This is a genomic window from Bacillus sp. SCT118, assembly GCF_058566435.1.
In genome coordinates this window covers 1,242,484-1,259,590 of sequence record NZ_CP191225.1, presented here as the reverse complement: position 1 = coordinate 1,259,590, position 17,107 = coordinate 1,242,484, and the positions used below count along the sequence as shown (strand labels likewise).

21 protein-coding genes and 1 pseudogene are annotated in these 17,107 nt (G+C 43.9%); 5 read left to right on the top strand and 17 right to left on the bottom strand.

The features are described from left to right. The first annotated feature begins 116 nt into the window (after positions 1 to 116). The 3 genes from ytrH (at position 117) to ACQVGT_RS06370 (ending at position 1,251) form a co-directional block, all read left to right on the top strand. Complete coding sequence (gene ytrH, locus ACQVGT_RS06380; RefSeq protein WP_003229410.1) at positions 117 to 458, top strand: sporulation membrane protein YtrH; 342 nt, start codon at positions 117 to 119, stop codon at positions 456 to 458. Continuing rightward, entirely contained in the window at positions 455 to 958 is a 504-nt protein-coding gene (ytrI, locus tag ACQVGT_RS06375; protein ID WP_003229408.1) for a sporulation membrane protein YtrI, read from the top strand. The genes ytrH and ytrI overlap by 4 nt, the downstream gene beginning before the upstream one ends. A gap of 101 nt (positions 959 to 1,059) precedes the next feature. Continuing rightward, a complete protein-coding gene (locus ACQVGT_RS06370; protein ID WP_003229407.1) occupies positions 1,060 to 1,251 on the top strand; it encodes a YtzJ family protein in 192 nt (63 codons plus the stop codon). 17 nt (positions 1,252 to 1,268) lie between these two features. Here the strand turns inward: ACQVGT_RS06370 and nrnA are convergent, their stop codons facing one another. After that, on the bottom strand, positions 1,269 to 2,210 hold the full coding sequence (nrnA, locus tag ACQVGT_RS06365; protein WP_004398971.1) for a bifunctional oligoribonuclease/PAP phosphatase NrnA: 942 nt from the start codon (positions 2,208 to 2,210) through the stop codon (positions 1,269 to 1,271). A gap of 130 nt (positions 2,211 to 2,340) precedes the next feature. Between nrnA and ACQVGT_RS06360 the strand changes: the two genes are divergently transcribed. Next, on the top strand, positions 2,341 to 2,643 hold the full coding sequence (locus tag ACQVGT_RS06360) for a YtpI family protein (RefSeq protein ID WP_003229401.1): 303 nt from the start codon (positions 2,341 to 2,343) through the stop codon (positions 2,641 to 2,643). An 18-nt stretch (positions 2,644 to 2,661) separates the two neighbouring features. On the opposite strand, the gene ACQVGT_RS06355 is transcribed toward ACQVGT_RS06360, so the two are convergent. From ACQVGT_RS06355 to snaA, 13 genes and pseudogenes are all read right to left on the bottom strand, one after another. Continuing rightward, positions 2,662 to 3,981, bottom strand: a complete 1,320-nt coding sequence (locus tag ACQVGT_RS06355) for a CBS domain-containing protein (protein ID WP_015483557.1) — start codon at positions 3,979 to 3,981, stop codon at positions 2,662 to 2,664. A gap of 175 nt (positions 3,982 to 4,156) precedes the next feature. Beyond that, positions 4,157 to 5,059 carry a sulfite exporter TauE/SafE family protein gene (locus ACQVGT_RS06350; RefSeq protein WP_015384356.1) on the bottom strand — a complete coding sequence of 301 codons (903 nt, stop codon included), beginning with the start codon at positions 5,057 to 5,059 and terminating at the stop codon, positions 4,157 to 4,159. Between the two features lie 18 nt (positions 5,060 to 5,077). Continuing rightward, positions 5,078 to 6,328, bottom strand: coding sequence for an S-alkyl-N-acetyl-metabolite deacetylase SndA (gene sndA, locus ACQVGT_RS06345; protein WP_015384357.1), 1,251 nt, complete (start codon positions 6,326 to 6,328; stop codon positions 5,078 to 5,080). A 17-nt stretch (positions 6,329 to 6,345) separates the two neighbouring features. Further along, positions 6,346 to 7,047 (bottom strand): RNA-binding riboflavin kinase RibR, encoded by a 702-nt coding sequence (gene ribR / locus ACQVGT_RS06340; protein ID WP_041517997.1) that lies wholly within the window; start codon positions 7,045 to 7,047, stop codon positions 6,346 to 6,348. A gap of 37 nt (positions 7,048 to 7,084) precedes the next feature. Next, positions 7,085 to 8,413, bottom strand: a complete 1,329-nt coding sequence (locus ACQVGT_RS06335; protein WP_015384359.1) for an LLM class flavin-dependent oxidoreductase — start codon at positions 8,411 to 8,413, stop codon at positions 7,085 to 7,087. Further along, positions 8,410 to 8,693: pseudogene (locus ACQVGT_RS06330) on the bottom strand (glutaredoxin family protein). Before ACQVGT_RS06330 ends, ACQVGT_RS06335 begins: the two are co-directional and overlap by 4 nt. Positions 8,694 to 8,707: 14 nt before the next feature. Beyond that, entirely contained in the window at positions 8,708 to 9,712 is a 1,005-nt protein-coding gene (locus ACQVGT_RS06325) for an LLM class flavin-dependent oxidoreductase (RefSeq protein WP_015384361.1), read from the bottom strand. After that, on the bottom strand, positions 9,709 to 10,488 hold the full coding sequence (gene tcyN / locus ACQVGT_RS06320; RefSeq protein ID WP_015384362.1) for a sulfur-containing amino-acid ABC transporter ATP-binding protein TcyN: 780 nt from the start codon (positions 10,486 to 10,488) through the stop codon (positions 9,709 to 9,711). Before tcyN ends, ACQVGT_RS06325 begins: the two co-directional genes overlap by 4 nt. After that, positions 10,485 to 11,192, bottom strand: a complete 708-nt coding sequence (tcyM, locus tag ACQVGT_RS06315) for a sulfur-containing amino acid ABC transporter permease TcyM (protein ID WP_015384363.1) — start codon at positions 11,190 to 11,192, stop codon at positions 10,485 to 10,487. Before tcyM ends, tcyN begins: the two co-directional genes overlap by 4 nt. Positions 11,193 to 11,221: 29 nt before the next feature. Next, positions 11,222 to 11,941, bottom strand: coding sequence for a sulfur-containing amino acid ABC transporter permease TcyL (gene tcyL, locus ACQVGT_RS06310; protein ID WP_015384364.1), 720 nt, complete (start codon positions 11,939 to 11,941; stop codon positions 11,222 to 11,224). Between the two features lie 21 nt (positions 11,942 to 11,962). Further along, positions 11,963 to 12,775 (bottom strand): sulfur-containing amino acid ABC transporter substrate-binding protein TcyK, encoded by an 813-nt coding sequence (gene tcyK / locus ACQVGT_RS06305; protein ID WP_015384365.1) that lies wholly within the window; start codon positions 12,773 to 12,775, stop codon positions 11,963 to 11,965. A gap of 13 nt (positions 12,776 to 12,788) precedes the next feature. Then, positions 12,789 to 13,598 carry a sulfur-containing amino acid ABC transporter substrate-binding protein TcyJ gene (tcyJ, locus tag ACQVGT_RS06300; RefSeq protein WP_015384366.1) on the bottom strand — a complete coding sequence of 270 codons (810 nt, stop codon included), beginning with the start codon at positions 13,596 to 13,598 and terminating at the stop codon, positions 12,789 to 12,791. Positions 13,599 to 13,611: 13 nt separating this feature from the next. Then, positions 13,612 to 14,148 (bottom strand): N-acetyltransferase SnaA, encoded by a 537-nt coding sequence (snaA, locus tag ACQVGT_RS06295; RefSeq protein WP_015251464.1) that lies wholly within the window; start codon positions 14,146 to 14,148, stop codon positions 13,612 to 13,614. 152 nt (positions 14,149 to 14,300) lie between these two features. Here snaA and ytlI point away from each other — a divergent pair, with 152 nt between their 5' ends. Continuing rightward, positions 14,301 to 15,227 carry a LysR family transcriptional regulator YtlI gene (gene ytlI, locus ACQVGT_RS06290; protein ID WP_015483558.1) on the top strand — a complete coding sequence of 309 codons (927 nt, stop codon included), beginning with the start codon at positions 14,301 to 14,303 and terminating at the stop codon, positions 15,225 to 15,227. A 50-nt stretch (positions 15,228 to 15,277) separates the two neighbouring features. Here ytlI and ACQVGT_RS06285 read toward each other — a convergent pair whose 3' ends face one another. The 3 genes from ACQVGT_RS06285 to ACQVGT_RS06275 all read right to left on the bottom strand — a co-directional run bounded on the left by ACQVGT_RS06285 (position 15,278) and on the right by ACQVGT_RS06275 (position 17,052). After that, entirely contained in the window at positions 15,278 to 15,961 is a 684-nt protein-coding gene (locus ACQVGT_RS06285) for a metal-dependent hydrolase (RefSeq protein ID WP_003245964.1), read from the bottom strand. Positions 15,962 to 16,023: 62 nt separating this feature from the next. Then, on the bottom strand, positions 16,024 to 16,791 hold the full coding sequence (locus tag ACQVGT_RS06280; protein WP_015384368.1) for an SDR family oxidoreductase: 768 nt from the start codon (positions 16,789 to 16,791) through the stop codon (positions 16,024 to 16,026). Positions 16,792 to 16,917: 126 nt separating this feature from the next. Next, positions 16,918 to 17,052 (bottom strand): hypothetical protein, encoded by a 135-nt coding sequence (locus ACQVGT_RS06275; RefSeq protein WP_004399018.1) that lies wholly within the window; start codon positions 17,050 to 17,052, stop codon positions 16,918 to 16,920. Positions 17,053 to 17,107 lie beyond the last annotated feature (55 nt).

Sequence of the window (17,107 nt, the reverse complement as noted above, 5' to 3'; positions counted from 1 at the left end):
ATCCATTTCTTCCTTCATTATAAGGCCGGTTTCCAAAAGAAACAAATGTTCTTTTTTGACTCATCATCATACTTGTCCTGAAAGCTCAATATGATATAAAAGGTGAGGTGATAAAGATGGATCAGGAAGCAGGATTTATGGTGAATTTTATCAATAGCTACTTCATTGCGTTAGGGGTGCTGATCGGGGGCGCACTCATTGGAGGGCTCGGAGCATACTTGGCAGGCGAACCCCCGCTTACAGCCATTACAAAGCTTGCCAACCGGTTAAAAATATGGGCGCTTGTCGCAGCTATCGGAGGCACCTTTGATGCGGTATACAGCTTTGAACGCGGCATACTCGAAGGCAATACGAGAGATATCTTTAAACAGCTTCTTTTAATTATTTCGGCCATGGGAGGCGCGCAAAGCGGCTGGCTTATTATATCATGGCTGACCCAGGAGCATCTTTCTTCATGAGGGTCCCCCAGCATTACAAAAAACCGGGATGGCAGCGTTTTTTCGCGGGAATGATGTGCGGGGCCGTAATCAGCTGGTTCTTTTTCCTGTTTACTTACGGAACATTCCAAGAGGAGCAGGTCAGCCTCATCGAAAAGCAAAAAGAGCATGTAAAAGACTTGAACAATCAAATTTCGATCTATCAGGAAGACCTCCATAAACTGAATGAAGATAATAAAAGAAAACTGCTGATTCAAAGCGTCAGCGTCAAATTGTTGAATGGGGATAAATATAAAATATCACAGCCGGATAAAACGAAATTCGAGGAGCATGTAAAGGATGATATTTCAGAGGTGATTACAAAAGACATAGAGAGCGTCTATCAAACAAAGGATCTCTTGAAGCGGACAATTGAAAATAAAGTCTATATGATCAATGAGAAAAAATACGAGGCAACCGTCAGAGAATTGATTATTTATACGAGGCTGACAGTGGAACTTGAAATATCTTTCGCCACATAATTATGGATTTTTTTCAAATTCTCCAAACTTCTGTCGCTTTTTCCCATTCTTTTTTATAAACTATATGTGAGGCTTAATGGCGAAAGGAAGGAGGAAGGGAAATGGAGGTTTACAGTGACCGTCAGTTAGCAAAAGATCAAGCAGCCCGTCTCAGACAAGGTTTTTCTGCATATGCCGAAACAAACTCACTCGCTTCCCTCATCAAAAAAGAACTTCAATCACACAATCTCCAAGTCTACGAGGACCTTACTGATTTCGGCTGCTGGTTCATCCCCGTCACAGATGAACACTAAGAGAGAGGGTCTCCCCTCTACTCGTGTTCTTTACATAATGTTTCCAGATCAGCTAAAATCCGATCAGCTTCATCCCAGCTGTAAATAGAGGCGCCTGAAGCTAACGGATGCCCTCCGCCGTTATATTTCCGGGCAAGTCCGTTAATGACAGGCCCCTTCGAACGGAATCTGACTCTGATTTGATCGTCTTCTTCTACGAAAAACACCCAGGCGCGAATACCTGAGATATTGCCAAGCGTCCCGACAAGCTGCGACGCTTCAGAAGCCGTTGTGCCGAATTTTTCAAGCGTATCCTTTTTGATGAAAACAGAAGCCGCCCCGTTTTCGGACAAAGACACATTTTGAAAGATAAAGCCGTTAAGCTTCACCACATTCAGTTTTGTTTCATACAATTGATTAAATAACTCTGAGGAAGAGAATGGATACTGAATGAGCTCGCCTGCATATTTTAATGTTTTTTCCGTGGTATTCGGAAATAAAAAGCGTCCGGTATCTCCAACAATGCCGGCGTAGATCAGCTCTGCCGCTTTCGTATTCAGCTTCCAGCCGTGCTCTTTTCCTTCTAAATACAGCTCGTAAATCATTTCACTTACTGAGCTGGCGCTTGTATCGACCCAGAGAAGGTCACCGTATGGATCTTCGTTCGGATGGTGGTCGATTTTCATTAGTTTGGCGCCTGAAGGATAACGCTGATCGTCGATTCTTTCCTGATTTGCCGTATCGCAGACAATGACAAGTGCGCCTTCATATGTTTCATTGTCCACCTCATCGAGGGAATATAAGAAAGAGAGGGACGGTTCAGGCGTGCCGACCGCAAAAATATTTTTTTCAGGATATGTTTCACGCAGGATTTCCGTAAGCCCGCACTGTGATCCGTAGGCATCCGGATCAGGACGCACATGTCTATGTAAGATAATCGTGTCATATAATGATATGGTTCTGATCAATTCTGTTTTCATTTGATACTCCTTTATTGTTTTTATTCATTAAATCACATTCTCTGCCGACGGAAAAGAAAAATAACGTCAAAACCAAGCCCGTTTTTGTATAAAATGGGTTTGTAAACTTTTACGATGGAGGATTTCATTTATGCTGGTTCTTGTTTTTTTGATTGGGCTTTCAGCCTGCTTTTATGTGTACTATAAAGTAAAAGGCGTACGGGCAAAGCCATCTTTGGCAAAAGAAATATGTTCAGCAAAATCAAGCATGGCCTTAGGGTCACTAGTCCTGTTCTACGGGCTTAACCAAATGATATTATTCCATTCAGTATTAACGTTAGTAATCGGCGGTATCTTTATCGTCATAGGAGCAGGAAGCGCTTGGGCAGGTTATAAAGCCTTTAGGCATTACAATCCCCTTCACGCCAAAGAAGCTGAAAGAGATCACGCGTAAGGGGCGCCTGAACGTCCCTTAGCTTCTTTCCATCAGCTGAACCATCAGCATCGCTTTAGACACGATATGACCTTGGCTGTGCACTTCCACTTCCATTTTCCCAAACTTTCTGCCGGCCTCCAAGATGCGAGGTTTGACTTCGATGACTGATTCCATCTGCACAGGCTTCAAAAAGAAAATGGTGATGCTCTCTATGACGAGTTCGCCGCGTTTTTTCGAGCGCAAAAATCGGTTTGCCGCTTGCGTCAAAATAGTCGTAAATACGCCATAAGAAATGGTTCCAAGCTGATTTGTCATTTGCGGCGTGACTTCATACTCGTAAACCGTTCGATCTTCTTTATCATCACCCTCATCTTTAAACCCCCTTGAAACGATATCATCAAGCTTCTCCCCGACCTGCGGCTGCTTTTGAATCATTTGAAGAGCTTTCAATACGTCTTGGCGGCTGATCATGCCGATGAGTTTTTGGTGGCCGTCAGTGACGGGAAGCACTTCGATCCCTTCCCATACCATCATTTGCGCAGCTGAAGCGACAGATGTTTTCCCAATAACCGTGACGGGATTTTTGGTCATGACTTTTTCTATAGATGCATTTCGGTCATGGCCAGCAATATCTTTTGATGTCAGAATGCCATGGATTTTCATTTGATCGTCGACAACCGGGAAGCGGCCGTGCCCCGTTTCAAAATTTTTCTCATACCATTTTTCAAGTTTATCCTTAGGCGAAAGATATACCGTGCGGTCAGCAGGTGTTAGGATGTCCTCCACCAAAACAATTTCTTTTTTGATCAGCTGGTCATAAATTGCCCGGTTAATCATCGCGGCAACTGTAAAGGTGTCATAGCTCGTGGATAAAATCGGCAGTTCAAGCTCATCTGCCAGCTGCACAATGCTGTCATCCGTGTTAAAGCCCCCGGTCACCAATACGGCCGCACCCGCTTCAAGCGCCTGCCTGTGTGCATTGATTCTGTTTCCGACAATCAAAAGATTCCCCGCTGCGGTGTAACGCATCATCGCGTCAAGCTCCATCGCGCCGATGACGAATTTATTCAAGGTCTTATGGAGCCCTGCCCTGCCTCCGAGCACTTGTCCGTCTATAACATTTACAACCTCTGCATAGGTAAGCTTTTCAATGTTCTCTTTTTTCTTTTGTTCAATTCTGATTGTGCCCACACGTTCAATCGTGCTGACAAACCCTTTATTCTCTGCTTCCTTGATCGCTCTGTACGCGGTTCCTTCGCTTACTTTCATTTCCTTTGCAATTCTTCGGACAGAAATTTTTTCACCGACAGGCAGTGAATCGATATACGTTAAAATTTGTTCATGCTTCGTTGCCAAGCCTTTCACCTCTAAGGACAGTCTTCTTGTTTTTATTATAAGGTTTCAAAGGATTTATACGCAATGAGGCTGGAAAATAAAAAAGAAGCCCGACCGGCTTCTTACAGCGTTGATTTCGTTCCAGTCAAGCGCAAGGCCCTCGTGATTCCTTTTACATCGTAAAGCGGAAAAACCTTTATTTTTCTTTTAAATGGACATCAACCGCTGTCTTAACAATATTTCGATTCCCTATTTTAGATAAAACAAATAAAACTGCGGATAGCCATATCGCCCCTATGGCCGTATAGATCAATGGATAAACAGCTGTGTTTGCGATCCATTCATTTATTAATGTTCTGGCATTTACCAGAATAATAAATCCTCCTACAAGCACACCCATCAATTGCGGATGAAACTTCTGCACCAGCCATGCTGCGATAGGGGCAGCAATAATTCCACCGGCCATTAGTGAAAACACCCATAGCCAATTGACGTCCTCCCATCCTAATGAAATAAGAAAACCGGCAGTTGCAGATACGGCGATGGCAAATTCACTTGTGTCTACAGTCCCGACAACTTTCCTCGGGCTCAAGCCTTTGCGGGATAATAAAATCGGAGTGGTCACCGGTCCCCAGCCGCCTCCGCCTGTGGCATCTGCAAAACCAGCGATCACTCCCAATGGGATGGATTGTTTTCGGTTTAACGGCACATGCTTCTTCTCAAGAGCCGGTTTATATTGAAATAAAAACCTGATCAATACATATCCGCCCAGAAGGAGCAAAAACAAAGAAATATAGGGTTTCGCTACATCTCCAGGTAAATGGCTGAGGAATGCCGCGCCTAAAAAAGCGCCTATAGAGCCGGGAATGACAAGCTGATAAACGGTTTGTTTGTCAACATTGCCAAATTTAATATGCGACACTCCCGATGCGGCAGTCGTTACGACTTCCGCTAAATGGACAGAAGCCGAAGCCACAGCAGGTGTGATGCCAAACGCCAATAACAAAGAAGTTGAGGTAACCCCATAAGCCATACCTAACGAACCGTCTATTAACTGCGACAATAGACCAATAAATGCAAAAACGATTAATTTCTTCATCAGAACACCCCATCTATATCAATCAGATATTTTTGATTCTTCATTCGAATCTAACAATCTCTTGGCGCTTTCATATAAAAAATAAGAGGCTTTGATAATGGCAGTTTCATCAATTGTAAATGCAGGGTGGTGCCAATCATGATCACCGTCTGTTCCAAAAAACGCAAAGGATCCCGGAATATGCTCAAGATAATAAGCAAAATCTTCCCCCGCGGTTGATGGGGCGGGATCAATGACTTGAAGTTTCGCTTTATGCGCAGCGTCTCGCACCAGCCCCGTAATTTCCTCATCATTACAAAGCGGCGGCGGTCCGGAATGCCACTTCACATTTGCCTTTAACGAGAAAGCGACAGAAATCTGCTCTGTGACTGCCAAAAAACGCTGTTTCACTTGATCACGAACCTCTGAATCAAATGTACGAACAGTGCCCTCAATGACAACTGTATCCGGAATGACATTCCAAGTGCTGCCACCGTTGATTTTCCCTATGGTTAAAATCGCGCTTTGCAGCGGGTTTACATTTCTGCTTACAATCGTTTGCAGGGCGACAATAAGCTGAGAGGCGCCGACAATTGGATCAAAACCATTATGCGGCAATGCTGCATGAGCGCCTTTCCCTTCTATCTCTACTTTAAATCGGTCAACAGCAGCCATAAGCGGGCCTGTTTTTAACCCTACAGTCCCAACCGCGATATCCGGTTTATTGTGAAGTCCAATAACCGCACCAATGCCATCCAGTTGGCCGTCCTCTATCACTTTTGCAGCGCCGGCACCCGCTTCCTCTGCCGGCTGAAATAATAAACGAATCTTCCCTTTCAGACTGTCTTGATTTTCCTTCAATAAAAAGGCCGCACCAAGAAGCGCTGCCGTATGAAAATCATGACCGCACGCATGCATGATTCCTTTATGTTTAGACGCATAAGGCAATCCTGTTTTTTCTTCAATTGGCAAGGCGTCAATATCAGCCCTCAAAGCAATCGCCGGACCTTCTGACTCCCCTGCTATGTCTGCGAACACACCCGTTTTTAGAGCAGTAGGGCGAATCTGTATCCCCTTTTCTTTAAGGCATTTTTTTATAAAAGCAGTTGTTTCAAATTCTTCTTTTGACAGTTCAGGATATTGGTGCAAGTGCCGGCGAATGCCGATGAGCTGCTTTTCTAGCGTTGAGAAATTTACGGGATTATACTCCTCTTTCAACTTCAGGATGTCATTTCCTGTAGTCTGATATGGATAGGAGCCTTCTATATTTCTCCAATAATCCAAAGACATATGTTCCGCTCCTTTCCCTATCCCAATATATTTTCTTCAGACTCTTCAACATAAGATGAAATAAATCGGTTCAATTTATCAGCAAGACCGCCCGCCCCAAATCTTATATACTTGCTGGAAACTTTCGGATTATCTTCTTTCAAAAAGCTTAAAAAAGATAAAATATAAATGCGCCTGTAAGCTACTTGTGTAATTCCGTACTCAAAAAACCAGTTATCAATAACATTGTATACGCCTCGGTTGATGCCATATAGGTTGTTACACTTCTTGTAAAAGCAGAGATCCGGAAGATTTAACTCCTGATGGGAAAGCAGGCTTTCTTTTTTGTTCGGTGCCATAATCCCAATCAGCTCAAAGCGTTTTGCAACGCACGAAATATCCTTTTTAATTTGCTTTGTTAAAGACTCCAAAGAATCAAACCTTCTTTCTTCTCTAATTTTAAAGAGAATGCTGCATTCGATTTTTTCTCCATAGATGTCTCTATGAAAGTCAAACAAAAAAATCTCCAATGTCCTTTTAAGGTTAGAGCCCACCGTCGGTTTCACACCGATATTCATAACCCCTAAATGAAATTGATGATTGACTGTCGCCAGAACTCCATAAACTCCATTACGCAGCCCATGCATTTTTGCATCTACATTTGCCGTGGGGAATCCAAGCGTTCTGCCTAATTGTTTTCCTTTCACAACCGTACCGGCAATGATCGTAAAAAAAGTCAGCCTCCCCTCTCAGCTTCCGCATTCGATCAGACGAAACCTATTGATGTGATGAATGTAAAACGGATTGATGCTGCGGAATGCCAAGACCGAGATTTTCCCGCAATGTCCCGCCGCGATAATCTTGACGATAAAGCCCTCTTTCTTGAAGAATCGGAATCACCTTTTCTACAAAAGCATCAAGTGTTCCCGGTATATCCGACCCAATGATAAACCCATCCGCCGCCTCAGCGTTGAACCAAGTTTCAATTAAGGATGCGACACGCTCTGGTGTGCCGATAAATAGAGGCCGTGGAAAAGCCATTTCCTGTGCTACCTCCCGCAATGACAGATTTCTGGCTTTTGCTTCTCTCTTAATCCGGTCTGTTGTGCTTTGAAACGCATTCTTTCCCACATCGCCAATATCGGGAAATGGCTCATCCAACGGGTAAACACTCAGATCATAATCATCAAAAAAACGGGCCAAATAAGTAACAGCATTTTCAATCGGTATCAATTCTGCAAACTCACGATACTTCTTTTCCGCCTCTTCTTCCGTATCTGCCACAATCGGGCTGATCCCTGGAAAAATCCGCACACTTGAAGGATCACGCCCTTCATCAACAGCTCGGCTTTTCACATCCGCATAAAACGCTTTTGTCTCTTCTAATGAATTGGAATGGGTAAAAATCGCATCCGCGTTTTTAGCAGCAAACTGCCGGCCTGTTTCTGATGAACCCGCTTGAAACACTACAGGCTCTCCCTGCTTAGAGCGCCCGATATTCAAGGGCCCCTCTACTTGAAAATACTTTCCTTTATGATTCAGGCGATGAAGCTTCGCCGGATCGAAAAACTGCCCTGTTTTCTTATTGTGTATAAATGCGTCATGCTCCCAGGAATTCCACAGCCCGCGCACAACATCCAAATGCTCCTGTGCGATCGCGTAACGTTCAGTATGTTCTGGCAAATTAGACTTACTATGGTTGCGCGCCGCTCCTTCCTGCGGAGAAGTAACAAGATTCCAGCCTGCCCTGCCCCCGCTGATATGGTCCAGCGACATCAATTGTCTGGAGATAGTGAATGGCTCAGTAAAAGATGTAGAGAACGTCCCTACTAAACCAATATTTTTGGTAACTGATGCCAGCGCAGATAAAATGGTGATCGGTTCAAAACGGTTTAAAAAATGAGGAATCGATTTTTCAGAAATAAATAAGCCGTCTGCAATGAAAATAAAACTAAACAAGCCTTTTTCGGCTGTTTGCGCCTTTTTCATGTAAAATTCAATATTCGTGCTGGCCGAGGGATCAATATCGGGATGACGCCAGCCGTCAGTTGTTCCCCCAACACCGTGAATCATGGCTCCAAACTGAATAAAATCTGAACGTGTCATCTTTTTGCCTCCTTTATCTTTGGATATAATTCGCAAGTGCAAGATCAAGGTGTTCAATGCCGATTTCAGTTATCCCTTGATAGTGATTGCCGCGCCCGATTTCAACCACAGGCACATGGCGTACCCCATATTTCACCTGTAAAATATCTCTAAGCTTTTCTTTTTCTGAAACATCGATATTTTGGAACGGGAACCCTTTTTCATTCAAATAATTCTTGACTTCTTCACAATACGAACAGCCTTTTTTACTCCAAACCACAATGTTCAAAACATCACTCATTCTTCTGTCCCTCCTTAACGTTTTGCAGCTAAAACTGCATCGCTCAGCAGCTGATAAGACAGCTGTTTTTCTTCAGCATTTTTGATCGGTGTAAAAATAACAAAATCATTGATTTTGTATGTGCCTGATAAACGTGTTAATTCTTCTGCCACTTCTTCCTTTGTTCCGGCAATAATCCCGGTTTTTTGCACGATGATGTCATAGGGCTCTGTGACGTTTTCCAGATAGGCCTCAGCCTGTTCGCGGGAACCGACGTTGACCTTACGCCCGTCTTTCAAAACCACTTTTATCGATTCACGCGACACAATATGTTTTTCCGCTTCTTCTTTTGTATGTGCCGCAAAAACAGCGGGGGCAAGATGAAATTCAGCCTCAGATCCTGGCGGGAGATGCGCGTCAAATGCTCGGCGGGCTTCCTTCAGCACTTCCTCTTCACCGTTAATAAAGTAAGCAAAGACAAAAGAGATTCCCAGTTTTGCAGCCGAAATGGCACTCTCTGCGCTTCCTCCCAATAGAAAAATACCCGGCTTCCGATCAACCTGCGGCCTAGGACGCAATGCAGCATAGCGGTGGGTATCAGGAAAATCATCCCGAACGAAATGAGTAAGCTCCTCCAGTTTTTCATCAAACTGACGCACCGGTTTTTTATATTCAGCCTGCAGCGCGTCTGTGGACAGCTGAAACCCGCCGGGCGCTTTGCCCACTCCAAGATCTATACGGCCGGGAGCTAACGCTGATAGAAGATGGAATTGCTCCGCTACTTTATAGGAGCTGTAATGCTGCAGCATCACTCCGCCTGATGCTAAACGAATTTTTCTTGTGCTTGCAGCAAGATAGCCTAAAAGAACCTCGGGTGCAGACCCTGCAATCTCATCATTATTGTGATGTTCGGCCACCCAAAATCGGTAATATCCACACTCTTCAGCCATTTGCGCCAATTTCACTGTATGCTGTAATGTATCAGCTGCTGTCTCCCCTTCACCAATCAAGCTTTGGTCTAAAATACTTAAGCGGATCATATCACCGGCTCCTTTATGTGTTCTTTTGGTTCAAATAAATATTCCGGCGAAACACGGAGGAGAAACTGCCTCGTTCTGTCTTTTTTGGTATGGCGGAAGACTTCCTCCGGGGTTCCTTGCTCAACAATGACTCCTTCATCCATAAAAACAACTTGATCAGAGACCCTTCTTGCAAACTCCATTTCATGTGTAACAACAATCATGGTGGCTCCGGTTTTCACGATTTCCAGCATTACCTCAAGCACTTCACCGACCAGCTCCGGGTCAAGCGCTGCCGTCGGCTCATCGAACAGCAGCACATCAGGATGAATGGCAAGCGCCCTTGCTATCCCGACCCTCTGCTTTTGTCCTCCCGATAACTGACTCGGATAAGCGTTCAATTTATCTTGAAGCCCGACCTTTCTCAGTTCATTTTCCGCTACGGCATACGCGTCTTGTTTTCTCATTTTCCGGGCAATCGTCAAGCCCTCCATGACATTTTCAATTACCGTTTTGTGAGCAAACAGGTGGTATTGCTGAAATACCATTGCCGTCTGTTTTCTGAGCCAGTGAACCTCTTTTTTGGACGGAAAGCTGCAATTAATCACTTTGTCATGTATAGAAATGATCCCTTCGTCTGGACGTTCTAATAAATTCAGGCACCGTAAAAAGGTGGTTTTCCCTGATCCGCTCGGCCCGATAATCGTCACAACTTCTCCCTTGCGTACCGTGAGATTTATCCCTTTTAATACATGGTGGATGCCAAACTGTTTATGGATATTCTTAATCTCAATCATAAAGTGCCTCCTTGAAATCTGGCTGCCTTTCTCTCTAATACTCCATTTACGGATTCTAGGATAAGAGTCAGCACCCAATAGATAATCGCTGCTCCGATAAACGCTTCTAAAAATGCATAATTATCAGAAGCAACGATAGTCGCCGTCCCTGTAATCTCTGGGACAGCCACTATAGCCGCGATAGAGGTGGTATGCAAAAAGCCGATACCCAAATTTGTGAAGTTTGGGATGGAAACCATCAACGCCTGCGGCAATATTACACGCCGAAAGGTTTGGCTGTGTGTCAAGCCGATTGAATAAGCCGCTTCGACCTGTCCGGTATCCATCGCCAGAATGCCCGACCGGATGATTTCTGTCAGATAAGCTCCGGCAGTTAAAGACAAGGCTATGATGACAAACATGGAGACCGGTATCTCATTGGCGGACCAGCCGAGATGAAAAAAACTGCTGACTTGATCTGCAACAGGCGGTATCCCTAAATAAATCAACATAATGTGAAGAATTGCAGGTGTACTTCGAAAGAAAGACACATAAAACCTTGAGCAAGCCACCAAGCCCTTAATTCTAAAAATTCTAACAATTATATTTCCAAGAGCCACGAGAAATCCAAACACAATCGGCAAAACAGCCATCATCAATGTCAGAGGAATGGTCTTTACCATTTCTTTCATGGCGGAAACGATAAACGGAAAGTCAAATTGCAATCTTCTCCCCCCTCATCCGAAGAAATATATCAATGTATGTTCATGTCAAAAACAGTAACAATCCTTGTTTGATTCTTCTTGATTCGTTTTTCTGCCACTCGAAAGAACCATTCGAATAAAATCGCTACAGCATAATAAACAATGGATAGCGCAATGTAAACTTCAAGAGAATGGTTGCTTGAGGTAATCAGTGTTTGGCCCCTTCCGGACATATCCATAACACCTATTGAAAAAGCTAGAGATGTATCTTTTAAAGAACTGATCACCATGTTTCCCATATTCGGAAACGCTTGGACAAGTGCCTGGGGCAGAACGATTCGCCTGAAGGCCTGACTACCGCTTAAGCCAATACTGTACGCCGCTTCCGTTTGGCCTTTATCTACACTGCCCACCCCCGCTCGAATGATTTCTGCGGCTGCCGCTGCATTGCTTAACGCGTAGGTTGCGACAGCAGCATAAAACGGGTCCATTTTTGTTGTATCAATCCCGATAAGCCCCGTAAGCGCCGGGATTCCGTAAAACACGATGAAAAGCTGCACCATGATAGGCGTTCCCCTGAAAAATGAGATATACACTTTTGCCAATTGATTTACAATTGGCATATTGTAGATGCGGGGCAGTGCCAGAAAGAGTCCTAATACAAAACCGAAAAGCAAGGACAGTGTTAAAATGTATAATGTAACCGGTAAATAAGCGGTTAACGTCGGCACAAAATCTCCAATCATGTTCATATCAAACGCTTTTTCCATCACTGCTCCCTCTCTTTTTACCTAATACTGCTCTTTGGAATAGTCGTCACCAAGCCATTTCAAACTGAGCCTTTTCAGCGTTCCGTCATCAATGATTTCCTGTAAGGCTTTATCAATATCGTCACTTAACGTTTGTTCATTTTTGTTAAACATAAAATACACTTTAGCATTTGAAAGCACATGACCGACGGTTTTTTCTTTAATAGCGCTCGTCTTGTTTTGAAAGTCTACTGCAAAAGGCGTTGAGATCGTTGCGTCCGCACGCCCCGATTTCAGCTGATTCGCAGTCTCATTTGCGCCTTGGCCCTCATAGGCAATCTCAAACGGCCGTCCATTATCCTCATTCCATTTTTTCAGTACAAGCGCTCCGTTGGAGGTTGCACTCGTAATCACCCGTTTTCCTTTTAAGTCTTCAATTCCACGGATCGTATCGTTATTTTGAAGCACAGTAATTTTTAAAGGAAAATGGTTGTAAGGAACCTTGTTAAACAGAAATTTTTTCTTACGCTCTTTGCTTTTCTCCATTTGATGTGCCACGATATCGACTTTATGCTGTCCGAGGCTGACAAGCAGGTTGGAAAATTCCATCGTTTTAAATGTAAATTTATAATGTGGCAGGCGCTTATCAAGCTCTTTGATCAGTTCGACATCATAACCGGTTAAATCGCCTTTTTCATCGATAAAGCAAATATTCGGAAATTGGGTTCCAGTTCCGACCGTGATCGTCTGTACCTTCTTTTGCCCGGCTCCCGTCGTTTGACTGCCTGCACCGCAAGCTGACAGAACTGTTATAAGCGAAAATAATATTGCCATGAATGCTGCTTTCGTTTTCATCTCATCGCCCCATTTATTTTTCAAAACTTGATTTTGAATAATCTGCCCCGAGCCATTTTCGGCTTAGTTTTTTTAGCGTTCCGTTTTTCTCCAGCTTTTTAATCGCTTGATCCGTGTCATCCGCCAAGGTTTGGCTGCCTTTATTAAACATAAAGTACACCTCGGTATCTAATAACACGTCACCGACTGTCTTTTGGCGGAAGGCGTGCGTTTTATTCTGAAAATCGACGGCAAACGGTGTAGCTATTGTTGCATCTGCGCGCCCGGTTTCAATTTGATTGGCGGTGTCATTGCTTCCCTGTCCCGCATATCTCAAATGAATCGGGCTGCCGTGCGTTTTGTTGTACTTTGTAATATAATCTGCCGCATTTGACGTGGCGCCAACTATGACTGTTTTTCCGTGTAAGTCTTTTAATGTATGAATCTTGTGATTATCCTCTTTCACCGTGATGTACATCGGCGAGTAGTTATATGGGACTTTATGATACAAAAAACGCTTTTCTCGTTCTTTATTTTTGGCCATATTGTGCGCAATCACATCAATTTTTTTATTTCCGAGACTCGTCAGCAAATTTGAGAAATCCATCGTTTTAAATTCAAATGTATATTGAGGCAACTCCTTATCGATGGCTTTCATCACTTCAATGTCATACCCGGTCAAATCGCCTTTTTCATTTAAAAACGCAATATTCGGAAAATCTGTTCCAGTGCCGACTATGACCGTTTGAGCCTGACGATCTGTTTTGTTATTTGTTTGCGAACATCCCCCGCCAAGTAATGCAAACACTGACAGCAGCAAAACCAATCCTTTACGCTTATTCATAGGCTGCCTCACATCATGCCCAGCTGGGCGCACCTAAAAGCGTTGGGTTAAATCGTTCCGGAATCAAAACCTTGTGCATCATCACACCTATGTCCCCGTCTTTTTCCTGCTCAAAATACACTTCATACCCTCTCCTTCTGTACATGTCAGCAAGCCAAGGATGCTTGCGCGCCGATGTGCCGAGTGTCAGCGCAGGAGCCTTCAGCATATCTCGAAGCACTTTTTCTTCAACATACGTAAGCAGCTTACTTCCGGCGCCTTGCCCTTTATATTCCGGCAGTGTCGCAAACCACCACACAAACGGATATTTTGAAGGAGGCGTCTCACTCTCCCACGGGAACCTGATTGTAATCGTTGAAATCAGCTTCCCATCCCGCTCCAGCACAATCGCTGAATGATGTTCAATATTTTCTGATACCATTTGGATATCAGCTCTCGTGGATGGCCAATCAATATCCAGCTGCCGAATGGGCTGAAATGCGCTGTTAACCAGTTTCAACAGCTCCGATGCATCTTCAACAGTTGCCAGTCGAAAAATATCCTCACTCATTTTTGTCACTCCTCTTCTCAAAATATATAATTCCTATTTGTTTACTAAGCTTTTATTATTTATACTATAAAGCATACTCTGATCTTTGACTAATCAAAAAAAGTAAACCTTCACTTCAGTATTTTTAATGATGAAAAACAGGAGGGAGCACATTGGAGTTACGCTCAATCAAAACGTTTCATACGATTGTAAAATTTGGAAGCTTCTATAAAGCTGCAGAAATACTCAACTACTCGCAGCCGACGATATCGATGCGTATGAAGCAATTAGAGCAGGATTTAGGCGTACTGCTGTTTGAAAGAGGAAAAAACCTGCAGTTGACAAAAGCAGGGAAACTTTTTTATGAACGAACAGGAGATCTTTTGATGCAATACGAGGCGCTTAAACACAACCTCTCCGACTTAAAGGAAGAAGAGGCAGGCATTATCAACATAGGGGTTTCAGAGCCAACCGCCAGTCTGATATTCCCCGAGATTTTAAAGGATTTCTTAAAGGACTACCCAAAGATAACGGTTAATATCAAGGTTGATGACGCCAATACCTGCAGTCAAAAGCTTTTAGACGGGACGATTGATTTTGCAGTCTGCGGCGAGCCGGAGCTGATTCTTGAAAATTACTACCATCCATTTTTTTATGACACATTAAATGTGATTGTATCTGATCAACATCCGCTCGCTGAGAAGAAGGCTGTCCATTTGTCTGATTTAGCAGAAGAGCGCTTCATATTTACGCCCGCCAATTGCCCCATTCGCTTACAAATTGAACAGCACTTACATAGAGAACTCGGGAATCGCTACAAAAAAATGGAGCTCACAAGCAGCATGTCACATGAATATTACGTACGTGAAAACATCGGAATTTCAATCTTTACCAGCACTGCACATTCTAAACCGTTCAACGGCACTAAAGTCATTCCAATTCTGAACCTGGATATCACCCCGCCCATAGGGCTGTTGACAAATCAAAAAGAAAATCATTTTGACCGCGCCACGAAGGACTTAATCGCCCGGATAACCAAACGTTTTCAGCAGCACAGCAAAGAATTGGAAGGAACCTCTAATAAGACCATTACAGGATAACTGAAAAAATAAAAACCACCTCCTGATTCATCAGGAGATGGTTTCACGGTTTAAAGCTCGATCGTCTCACCGACCGACATGACTTTGCCGACTCCGCCCGGCAGGCTGTCAGCGAATGCTTCTGGGTCTTGTTCGATGACCGGGAATGTATTGTAATGCACCGGCACGACCTGTTTTGCGCGCAGCCATTCAGCGGCAAGCTTGGCGTCTTCAGGCCCCATCGTAAAGTTATCGCCAATCGGCAGGAAAGCAAGGTCGATATGATTCAATTCGCCAATGAGTTTCATATCAGAGAAAAGAGCCGTATCGCCCGCGTGGAAAATCGTTTTATCTTCTACAGTCAGCAAAATACCGGCAGGCATGCCTGTGTAAGTGATCGTTTTGTTTTCTTCATCTGTGATGGCTGATCCATGAAAGGCCTGTGTGAGCTTCACTTTTCCAAAATCGAACTGGCGGGAGCCGCCAATATGCATTGGATGAACATTCAAGCCTTTCCAGCCTAAGTACACAGCGAGCTCGTTTGGGGCTATAACCAACGCGTTATTTTGCTTGGCGATTTGTTCAGTATCACCGACATGGTCATTGTGGCCGTGCGTTAGTAAGATGACATCCGCTTTTACATCCTCCGGCTTTATATCCGTTAATGAATTCCCTGTTAAAAACGGATCAAAAATAATATGATGGTCCTTCGTTTCCACTGTGATTACAGAATGTCCGTGATATGTCACTTTCATTTCTTTCACCTCGTCACATGATTTTGATTTTTTTATTTTCCCTTTTTAAAAAGCTGAAAAACTTATGTTGTTTGATTCTTGTTAATGACATTGAGGCCTCCGGTGGCTTCAATAACAGTCCCTGTCACAAGGTCTGAGTTCTCCTCACACAAGAAAGCGATAATCCGGGCGATATCCTCGCCTGTACCGGATCTTCCTATCGGCGTTTTTTCTTTGCCGATTCGCATTCTGGCTTCCTCTATCGATGCTTCTTTCATGTCGCCGACAATGTCTCCCGGGCAAACCATGTTGGCGGTTATGCCGAATTCGGCTTCTTCAATGGCAATTGTCTTCGTCAAAGAAGCCAAGCCCACTTTCGCAGCGCCAAATGCCGATCGGTGAAGCCAGCCGGGCGCGTGAGCCGCACCTTGGAATCCGTACGTAATGATGCGTCCAAATTGCTGTTTTCTCATAATAGGAATAACCGCTTTGAATAAATGAAAGACGGCGCTTAAATTTCCTTCCAGCATGCCATACCATTCATCATCAGTATAATCGGCTAACTTTTTACGTTCAAATATGTATGGTCCCGCGTTGTTAATCAAAAAGTCGATCCTTCCGAAGCGGTTTAAGGCAGCCTCTGCAATACGCAGCAGATCTTCTTTTTTGGTGACATCACCTTTTACAAATTGCAGCCGGTCAAGACAATCGGGACAGGCTTCCTTCAGGCGGCCGACTGCCTCCTCATCCTGTCTGTAATTGACTGTTACTGAATACCCCTTTGCAAGCAACGTTTCAGTCACTTTGCGGCCTAAACCCTTCGAACCGGCAGTAATTAAAGCATGTCGCACATGAATACCTCCCAAAGCAACGTCGCCGCTTTCAATAAAGTGTTTCTTCTTCTACTTTACTATAAAAGGCTTGCAATATCACTTTTTACACTTTGGCATACAAAAAAAGCTGCCTGTACAGACAGCTTATTCTGCAGGAGATGAAGACTCCTGATCAGGCATATCGACATAACCGCTTTGATATGCTTCTGAAATGAGCCTTGTTGTCTCCTGGCTTTCTTGTTCATCATAAATATAGCGTTCCGGTTCTTTTTTCATCATTCTGCCTCCCATCATTATAGAGGTAGGTTGGCTATAATGACGGGATTTTATGAAG

Coding starts and splice junctions, on each gene's coding strand:
- ACQVGT_RS06350 (WP_015384356.1), bottom strand. CDS start 5,059: ATGAAGAAATTAATCGTTTTTGCATTTATTGGTCTATTGTCGCAGTTA.
- snaA (WP_015251464.1), bottom strand. CDS start 14,148: ATGAGTGAGGATATTTTTCGACTGGCAACTGTTGAAGATGCATCGGAG.
- ACQVGT_RS06275 (WP_004399018.1), bottom strand. CDS start 17,052: ATGATGAAAAAAGAACCGGAACGCTATATTTATGATGAACAAGAAAGC.
- ACQVGT_RS06370 (WP_003229407.1), top strand. CDS start 1,060: ATGGAGGTTTACAGTGACCGTCAGTTAGCAAAAGATCAAGCAGCCCGT.
- ytrH (WP_003229410.1), top strand. CDS start 117: ATGGATCAGGAAGCAGGATTTATGGTGAATTTTATCAATAGCTACTTC.
- ACQVGT_RS06335 (WP_015384359.1), bottom strand. CDS start 8,413: ATGACACGTTCAGATTTTATTCAGTTTGGAGCCATGATTCACGGTGTT.
- sndA (WP_015384357.1), bottom strand. CDS start 6,328: ATGTCTTTGGATTATTGGAGAAATATAGAAGGCTCCTATCCATATCAG.
- nrnA (WP_004398971.1), bottom strand. CDS start 2,210: ATGAAAACAGAATTGATCAGAACCATATCATTATATGACACGATTATC.
- tcyK (WP_015384365.1), bottom strand. CDS start 12,775: ATGAAAACGAAAGCAGCATTCATGGCAATATTATTTTCGCTTATAACA.
- ACQVGT_RS06360 (WP_003229401.1), top strand. CDS start 2,341: ATGCTGGTTCTTGTTTTTTTGATTGGGCTTTCAGCCTGCTTTTATGTG.
- ytrI (WP_003229408.1), top strand. CDS start 455: ATGAGGGTCCCCCAGCATTACAAAAAACCGGGATGGCAGCGTTTTTTC.
- ACQVGT_RS06285 (WP_003245964.1), bottom strand. CDS start 15,961: ATGAAAGTGACATATCACGGACATTCTGTAATCACAGTGGAAACGAAG.
- tcyL (WP_015384364.1), bottom strand. CDS start 11,941: ATGGAAAAAGCGTTTGATATGAACATGATTGGAGATTTTGTGCCGACG.
- tcyJ (WP_015384366.1), bottom strand. CDS start 13,598: ATGAATAAGCGTAAAGGATTGGTTTTGCTGCTGTCAGTGTTTGCATTA.
- tcyN (WP_015384362.1), bottom strand. CDS start 10,488: ATGATTGAGATTAAGAATATCCATAAACAGTTTGGCATCCACCATGTA.
- ACQVGT_RS06325 (WP_015384361.1), bottom strand. CDS start 9,712: ATGATCCGCTTAAGTATTTTAGACCAAAGCTTGATTGGTGAAGGGGAG.